We start from the raw sequence: 6,456 nt of genomic DNA, 5'->3' as shown, positions 1-6,456 counted from the left end.
GCGTATCGCCAATACGCAGCGTGCCGTGGTTGGGAATGCCGACGACGTCGCCGGCAAAGGCCTCGTCGGCGGTGACGCGTGTGCGGGCAAAGAAGAACTGCGGCGCCGACAGCGACATCGGTTTTCCCGTGCGTACCAGCTTGGCCTTCATGCCGCGCTCGAGCTTGCCCGAACAGACGCGGACGAAGGCTATGCGGTCGCGGTGGTTGGGATCCATGTTGGCCTGGATCTTGAAGACGAAGGACGTCATCTTCTCTTCGGTCGCCTCGACCTTGCGGGTGTCGGCCTCTTGAGCACGCGGCGGCGGTCCAAAAGCGCCGAGCGCCTCGATCAGGTCGCGCACGCCATAATTGCGCAGCGCCGAGCCGAAATAGACCGGCGTCAGGTGACCCTCGCGGAAGGCTTCTATATCAAGGGGTCTGCATGCTTCCCGCGCCAGCTCCAGCTCCTCGATGAAGGCCTCGCGCTCGTTCTCCGGCAAAAGGCCGGCGACGCGGTTGGAATCGGGACCGTTGACCGGCGTGCGCTCCTTCTCGTCGTCGCCCCTGCGCACGGCGTTCAGCGCCAGATGGTAGGTGCCGGAAAAATTCTTGCCCCGGCCGATCGGCCAGGTGATCGGCGCCGTATCCAGCGCCAGCTTCTGCTCGATCTCATCCAGAATCTCGAACGGATCGCGGCTTTCGCGATCCATCTTGTTGACGAAGGTGATGATCGGGATGTCGCGTAGCCGGCAGACTTCGAAAAGCTTCAGCGTGCGCGGCTCGATGCCCTTGGCGGCATCGATGACCATGACGGCCGAGTCGACCGCCGATAGCGTGCGATAGGTGTCGTCTGCGAAATCCTCGTGGCCGGGCGTGTCGAGCAGGTTGAAGACATTGTCTTCATACTCGAAGGTCATCACCGAAGTGACGACCGAAATGCCGCGCTCACGCTCGATCTTCATCCAGTCCGACCGCGTCTGGATCTTGTCCTTCTTGGCCTTGACCTCGCCGGCAAGCTGGATGGCGCCGCCGAACAGCAGCAGCTTTTCGGTGAGCGTGGTCTTGCCGGCGTCCGGGTGCGCGATGATCGCGAAGGTGCGGCGGCGCGCCACTTCTTCTTCTATTGCTTCGGGCATTCTCTGGGATTTCCGTGTGACAGGCCGGGCTTCTAGCAGCGCAGTGCGGGCCTGTCGACCGGTCCGGCGGCAGGGAAGCCGCCGGAAGCCATGGCTTGCTTCAGGCCAATTCGGCCGTGCGGCTCGCCTGAAAGACCTCGGGGAGCCAGCCGGCAATGGTGCCGCCTATCGCGTCGGCATGGTCTTCCTGCAGATAGTGCGCACCGGGTCCGAGATTGATGAACCGGCAGTTCTTCAGCCCGGCGGCGAATTCGCGTGCGGCCTGCGGCGCAATCAGCGCGCCGGGATCGCCCGCAAACAGCAGTTTCGGATAGGTGGAGAGCCGAAGTGCGCGATGATCATGTTCGCTGATGGCGGCAACGTCGGCGGGCTGGCCCTCGATCGGCAATTCCCGAGGCAGGCGCAACACCGGCTTTCGCGATTGCGGTGTCGGGAACGGCGCCCGGTAGACGGTCATCTCCTCATCGCTCAGTGTACGCAGCACCGAGGCCGGCAACACTTTTTCGACGAAGACATTGTCTTCCAGGACCAGCTTCTCGCCGACACCCGGCGTGCGCAGCGCCTTGAACATTTCGCGGGCTTGCGGGCGCTGATGAAAATCCTCCCAGCGCTCGAAGGGTCGGATGAATTCCATGAAGGCAAGGCCGAGCACGCGTTGCGGTCGCCGCGCCGCGAGATGGAAAGCCAGGGCCGTGCCCCAGTCCTGCGCGACCAACACCACTTCCTGGATGTCGAGCACGTCCAGGAAGGCGTCGAGATAGCGGACGTGATCGAAGAAGCGATAATCGATATCGGGCTTGCCGGATTGGCCGTAGCCGATCAGGTCGGGCGCGATGCAGCGACCGAGCGGCGCGACATACGGGATGATGTTGCGCCAGATGTGGGATGAGGTCGGATTGCCATGCAGGAACAGAACGGTGGGGCCGGACGCTCCCGTCTCGACATAGGACATGGTCGAATCGAGCACGGCGATCTGCGAGCGTCTCGGTGCAGCGACGCCAGCTTGAGAAATGTTGGCTTTCGAACTCATGGGGTCGGCTCCTTTGCAAAAACTGTGCTGAAGATGATTTTCTTGAACCGCTCGAGCGGCGCGGGGCTACGTTCAACCTTCATGCGCAGCATGGCGCCCTGCCAAGACGACAGCAGGAAGTCGGCAAGGTCCTCGGCCTCGAAGGTCTTGGAGATGTCGCCGGCTGCCTGGCCTTCGGCGATGCAGGCGGCGAAGGGCTGGCGCCAGCGTTCGAAGATGTCGACGAGTTGCAGGCGCAGCGGCTCGCTGTGGACCGCGGTCTCGAGGCTGAGATTGCCTATCATGCAGCCGCGTGCCCAATCATGCGCCTCAAGCTTCGAGGTGATGACATCGACGTAGCGCCTCAGCCGGCCGATGGGCGGCGTGCCGTCCTGCGCCAAGGCTTTCTCGACCAACTTGCCGACATAGGCGAAATAGCGGTCCAGCACCTCCCCGGCAAACTCCTCCTTGGAGGCAAAATGGTTGGTGAACGAGCCGGGCCGGGCGTCGGCGGCGGCAACGATGTCGCGCACACCGGCGGCGGCATAGCCGGAATTCCAGATGGTCCGGAACCCGGCGTCAAGGAGGTTTTCGCGGAGTGATTGTCTGGCCATACCGATATAATACGTACGTACGTATTGATGTCAAGCCGAATAATTTGCGTTGCCGATGTTGGCAAGCGGGGGTGGCACTGGAAGAGTGTCCCTCAGGGGGTGGCGAGTTTGAGGAGCGAACATGGCTGCGGTGAAACAAGTGATCGTCATCGGCGCCGGCATCATCGGTGCTTCCATGGCCTGGCACCTGACCAGGGCAGGCGCACAGGTGACGGTCATCGCCGCCGACAGCGCCGCCGGTGGGGTCGCCACGCCGAACTCCTTTGCCTGGATCAATGCCACCTGGGGCAATCCGGAGCCCTATTTCCGGCTGCGCACCCGCGCCATGGCCGAATGGTCGCGGCTGGCGCGGGACGTGCCCGGCCTGCCGCTCAACTGGTGCGGCGGCCTGTGCTGGGATCTATCGGCGGCCGACATGGAAGCCTATACCGCGCAGCATTCGGCCTGGGGCTACGGCATCGAGCGCGTCGACCGCGCCGGCGCGGCCCGTATAGAGCCTAATCTCACCCAACTCCCGGACGTCGCTTTGCATGTCGCCGAAGAGGGCGTTGCCGAGCCGGTCGCGGCAACGAAGGCGCTGCTGGCCGATGCCGAACGACGCGGCGCGCGGATCATCTCCAGCACGGTGACGGCGCTTGTCCAGACAGGCGGCAGGATTTCGGGCGTCGACACATCGCATGGGCTGCTTGCCACCGACGAGGTGTTGATCGCGGCCGGCGTCGGCTCGGCGGGCATTGCCGCCACCGCCGGCATAAATCTGCCGCTCGAGACGCCACCTGGCCTGATCGTCCACTCGCGGCCCTACGAGAAACTGCTGAACGGACTGGTGCTGGCCGAGCGGCTGCATATGCGCCAGACCGCCGAGGGCCGTATCATCGCCGGTTCCGATTTCGGCGGCGCCGACCCCGGCATGGATGCGCAAGCCACCGCCAGCGAACTGGTCGCGGTCCTGAAAGCCAGCCTGCGCGGCGGAGACGGGCTGGCGCTCGATTTCCACACGGTCGGTTACCGGCCGACGCCGATCGACGGTTTTCCGATCATCGGCCGCGCCGAGGGCATGGACGGCGTCTATGTCAGCGTCATGCATTCCGGCATCACGCTGGCGCCGGCCGTCGGCCTGTTTGCCGCTCGCGAAATCCTTGATGGCGAGCGCGATCCGCTGCTCGCGCCTTACGGGTTGGGACGGTTTGCTCAATAACCCGGACGGACGGCAGCGTCGGCCGATGTCTGTATAGGTTAACGCCCTACGGCGCCCCCCTCTGTCCTGCCGGACATCTCCCCCTCGAGTGGGGAGATTGGCAGTTTCGGCGCCTCGCTCAGTCCCGCAAGGTCGGCGATTGGCGAAAGCCGTCGCGACATCCAATCTCCCCCCTTGAGGGGGAGATGTCCGGCAGGACAGAGGGGGGCGCTGGCCCGCGGCGTTGCCGCAATTTGCAACTACCCGGCCAACGCCAGCTTCGCCACGGCCGGAGCAAAAGGCCGAATGTTGATCCCGTCCCTGGTCATGGTGACGAAGCTCGATGGCGGGATCGCCTAGGCGCGATCCGGAAGAGCCGCAGGCTCCTTGGTCGCGTGCGTGCCTCTGTTGTGCGTCCGCTCGTAAAGCTCGCGAACGATTCGGCTGGCGGTAGTTTCAAACAGAAATGGCAAGAAAGCATGAACGAGCGCGGCGCCGGCCGCCATCAACAGGCGCGACGAAAACCAGGCGGCAAAGCCCATGTGGCTGAAATAGGTTTCGCCGACCTTGGCCGGATGAGAGGTGAAAATCCTTGCGACCGACATGCTGGTTCCCCTTCAGCGCTTGAAGTTCCTGATATGAGTATCCTGACATGCTTCGCCGGTTCATCGGTCTCAAAATGTCCTTGTATTTCGGTGATGCATGGAACAAATATCCCACATGGCGCTGGAAATTGACGAAATCGACCGGAAATTGCTCGCCGAGTTGCAACGCGACGGCACGCTGTCGGTCGACCAGTTGTCGGAACGGGTGGCGCTGTCGCGCAATGCCTGCTGGCGCCGGGTGAAGCGGCTGGAGGAGGCCGGTGTCATCACCGGCAGGGTGGCGCTGGTCGATGCCGAAAAGCTCGGGCTTGGCCTTTCCGTCTTCATCCTGATCCGCACGTCCAACCACGATCCGGAGTGGCTGCAGAGATTCCGGGCGGCGGTGACCGGCTTTCCCGAGATCATCGGCGTCTACCGCATGTCCGGCGACCTCGACTACGTTCTGCGCGCCCGCGTCGCCGACGTGAAGGCCTATGACCGGCTCTACCAGCGGCTGATCGCCAAGGTGGCGCTGTCTGATGTTTCCGCCTCTTTCGTGATGGAAGAGATCAAGGAGACGACGGTGGTTCCGATGGAAGTGCGCTAAGATATGTCGATATTCAGGTGATGCCGGCCTGCAAACGACGGGTTTCGACTCGGCCTGACCTGAATCTCAACACACCTCAGGCCATACTGATGCCTGAAAGAAAGCCGTTGATAGGCTTGCGGGCGAGTTGACCGAATCGCCGTTCGCGCCGATAGGATCGATTTTATGCGCGCAGCCCTTCAAACTCCCTCCGTCATCGGTCCGACCGTCGGCTTCGTCAGGTTGCCGCATGCTGAAGGACTTCCCCTTCCTGCTTATGAAAGCACCGGTGCTGCCGGCATGGATCTGCGCGCCGCGGTGCCGGACGACCGGCCGCTGCTGATCCTGCCCGGAAAACGCGCTCTGGTGCCGACCGGGCTGATCCTGGAAATTCCCGAAGGCATGGAAGGCCAGGTGCGGCCGCGCTCGGGCCTTGCCTTCAAGCATGGGCTGACCGTCCTCAACACGCCCGGCACCATCGACAGCGACTATCGCGGCGAGGTGAAGGTCCTGCTGATCAATCTCGGCGATGAGGACTTTGCCGTGACGCGCGGCATGCGCATCGCCCAGATCGTTTTTGCCGCGGTGACGCAAGCCGCCGTGGAAGAGCGCAACCTGGCCGGCGGCACGGCGCGCGGCGCGGGCGGGTTCGGATCGACCGGCACCGCCTGATGCCTGAACTGCCTAAACTTGTCATCTTCGACTGCGACGGGATCCTGGTCGATACGGAGAACCTGGCCAATCGGCGCCTTGCCGAATGGCTGACCGCTGCCGGCTATCCGACAAGCTTCAAATATTGCCGCAAGAATTTCTCCGGCCGCAGCATGGCGTCGGTGCAGAAAGAGATCGAAGAAAAGACCAGCGTCAGGCTTGGCGCCGATTTTGTCGATCGCTGGAACGCCGGCCTGCCAGACCTGTTCGCCCACGGCGTCGAAGCAATCCCTTATGTCCGCGAATTCGTCGAGGCCGTGCGGTCAGCCGGGATCGCCTATTGCGTCGCCACCTCGGCCCGGGTGTCGAAGATGCACATCACACTTGGCCAGACCGGGCTGTTGCCGCTGTTCGAACACGCGATGTTTTCCTCGACGATGGTCGCGCGCGGCAAGCCGTTTCCGGACCTGTTCCTGCATGCTGCGAAAACCGTGGGCTTTGCACCTGCCGACTGCATCGTCATCGAGGACAGCGTCGCTGGCACGCAGGCCGGCATCGCGGCCGGCATGCGGGTGTTTTCCTATCACGCCGATCCCTATTCCGACCGCGACGGCCTTATCCAGGCCGGCGGCATCCTGTTCGACGACATGCGCGAACTGGCCGGGCTGGTGCCGATCCACTGAGCTGGCTGACGGACTGGACGGGTTGGGAGGCTGTG

General features: G+C 63.5%; 8 protein-coding genes. 4 read left to right on the top strand and 4 right to left on the bottom strand.

What is annotated here, in order from left to right; genetic code table 11:
- From ENZ75_RS16660 to ENZ75_RS16650, 3 genes are all read right to left on the bottom strand, one after another.
- A partial coding sequence (locus tag ENZ75_RS16660; protein WP_128278186.1) for a peptide chain release factor 3 occupies window positions 1-1,117 on the bottom strand: 1,117 nt, incomplete at its 3' end.
- Between the two features lie 100 nt (window positions 1,118-1,217).
- Window positions 1,218-2,147, bottom strand: coding sequence for a haloalkane dehalogenase (locus ENZ75_RS16655; RefSeq protein WP_063169913.1), 930 nt, complete (start codon window positions 2,145-2,147; stop codon window positions 1,218-1,220).
- A complete protein-coding gene (locus tag ENZ75_RS16650; protein ID WP_063169912.1) occupies window positions 2,144-2,740 on the bottom strand; it encodes a TetR/AcrR family transcriptional regulator in 597 nt (198 codons plus the stop codon). The genes ENZ75_RS16655 and ENZ75_RS16650 overlap by 4 nt, the downstream gene beginning before the upstream one ends.
- A gap of 121 nt (window positions 2,741-2,861) precedes the next feature.
- Here ENZ75_RS16650 and ENZ75_RS16645 point away from each other — a divergent pair, with 121 nt between their 5' ends.
- The gene (locus ENZ75_RS16645; RefSeq protein ID WP_063169911.1) at window positions 2,862-3,938 is read left to right on the top strand and encodes an FAD-binding oxidoreductase; all 1,077 of its coding nucleotides are present in this window, start codon (window positions 2,862-2,864) and stop codon (window positions 3,936-3,938) included.
- Window positions 3,939-4,273: 335 nt separating this feature from the next.
- Here ENZ75_RS16645 and ENZ75_RS16630 read toward each other — a convergent pair whose 3' ends face one another.
- Window positions 4,274-4,522: a DUF6356 family protein gene (locus tag ENZ75_RS16630; RefSeq protein WP_063169910.1), complete on the bottom strand. Its 249-nt coding sequence runs from the start codon at window positions 4,520-4,522 to the stop codon at window positions 4,274-4,276.
- A gap of 115 nt (window positions 4,523-4,637) precedes the next feature.
- Between ENZ75_RS16630 and ENZ75_RS16625 the strand changes: the two genes are divergently transcribed.
- The 3 genes from ENZ75_RS16625 (at window position 4,638) to ENZ75_RS16615 (ending at window position 6,421) form a co-directional block, all read left to right on the top strand.
- Entirely contained in the window at window positions 4,638-5,108 is a 471-nt protein-coding gene (locus ENZ75_RS16625; RefSeq protein ID WP_013528044.1) for an Lrp/AsnC family transcriptional regulator, read from the top strand.
- Window positions 5,109-5,273: 165 nt separating this feature from the next.
- Window positions 5,274-5,759, top strand: coding sequence for a dUTP diphosphatase (gene dut, locus ENZ75_RS16620; protein WP_013528045.1), 486 nt, complete (start codon window positions 5,274-5,276; stop codon window positions 5,757-5,759).
- Window positions 5,759-6,421 carry an HAD family phosphatase gene (locus tag ENZ75_RS16615; protein WP_063169909.1) on the top strand — a complete coding sequence of 221 codons (663 nt, stop codon included), beginning with the start codon at window positions 5,759-5,761 and terminating at the stop codon, window positions 6,419-6,421. Before dut ends, ENZ75_RS16615 begins: the two co-directional genes overlap by 1 nt.
- Window positions 6,422-6,456 lie beyond the last annotated feature (35 nt).

The sequence above is a fragment of the Mesorhizobium sp. M7A.F.Ca.CA.002.04.1.1 genome (genome assembly GCF_004022805.1).
GTDB classification, from domain to species: Bacteria; Pseudomonadota; Alphaproteobacteria; order Rhizobiales; family Rhizobiaceae; genus Mesorhizobium; species Mesorhizobium ciceri.
The sequence above is the reverse complement of the archived record's forward strand: the minus strand, read 5'-3'. Positions and strand labels throughout refer to the sequence as shown.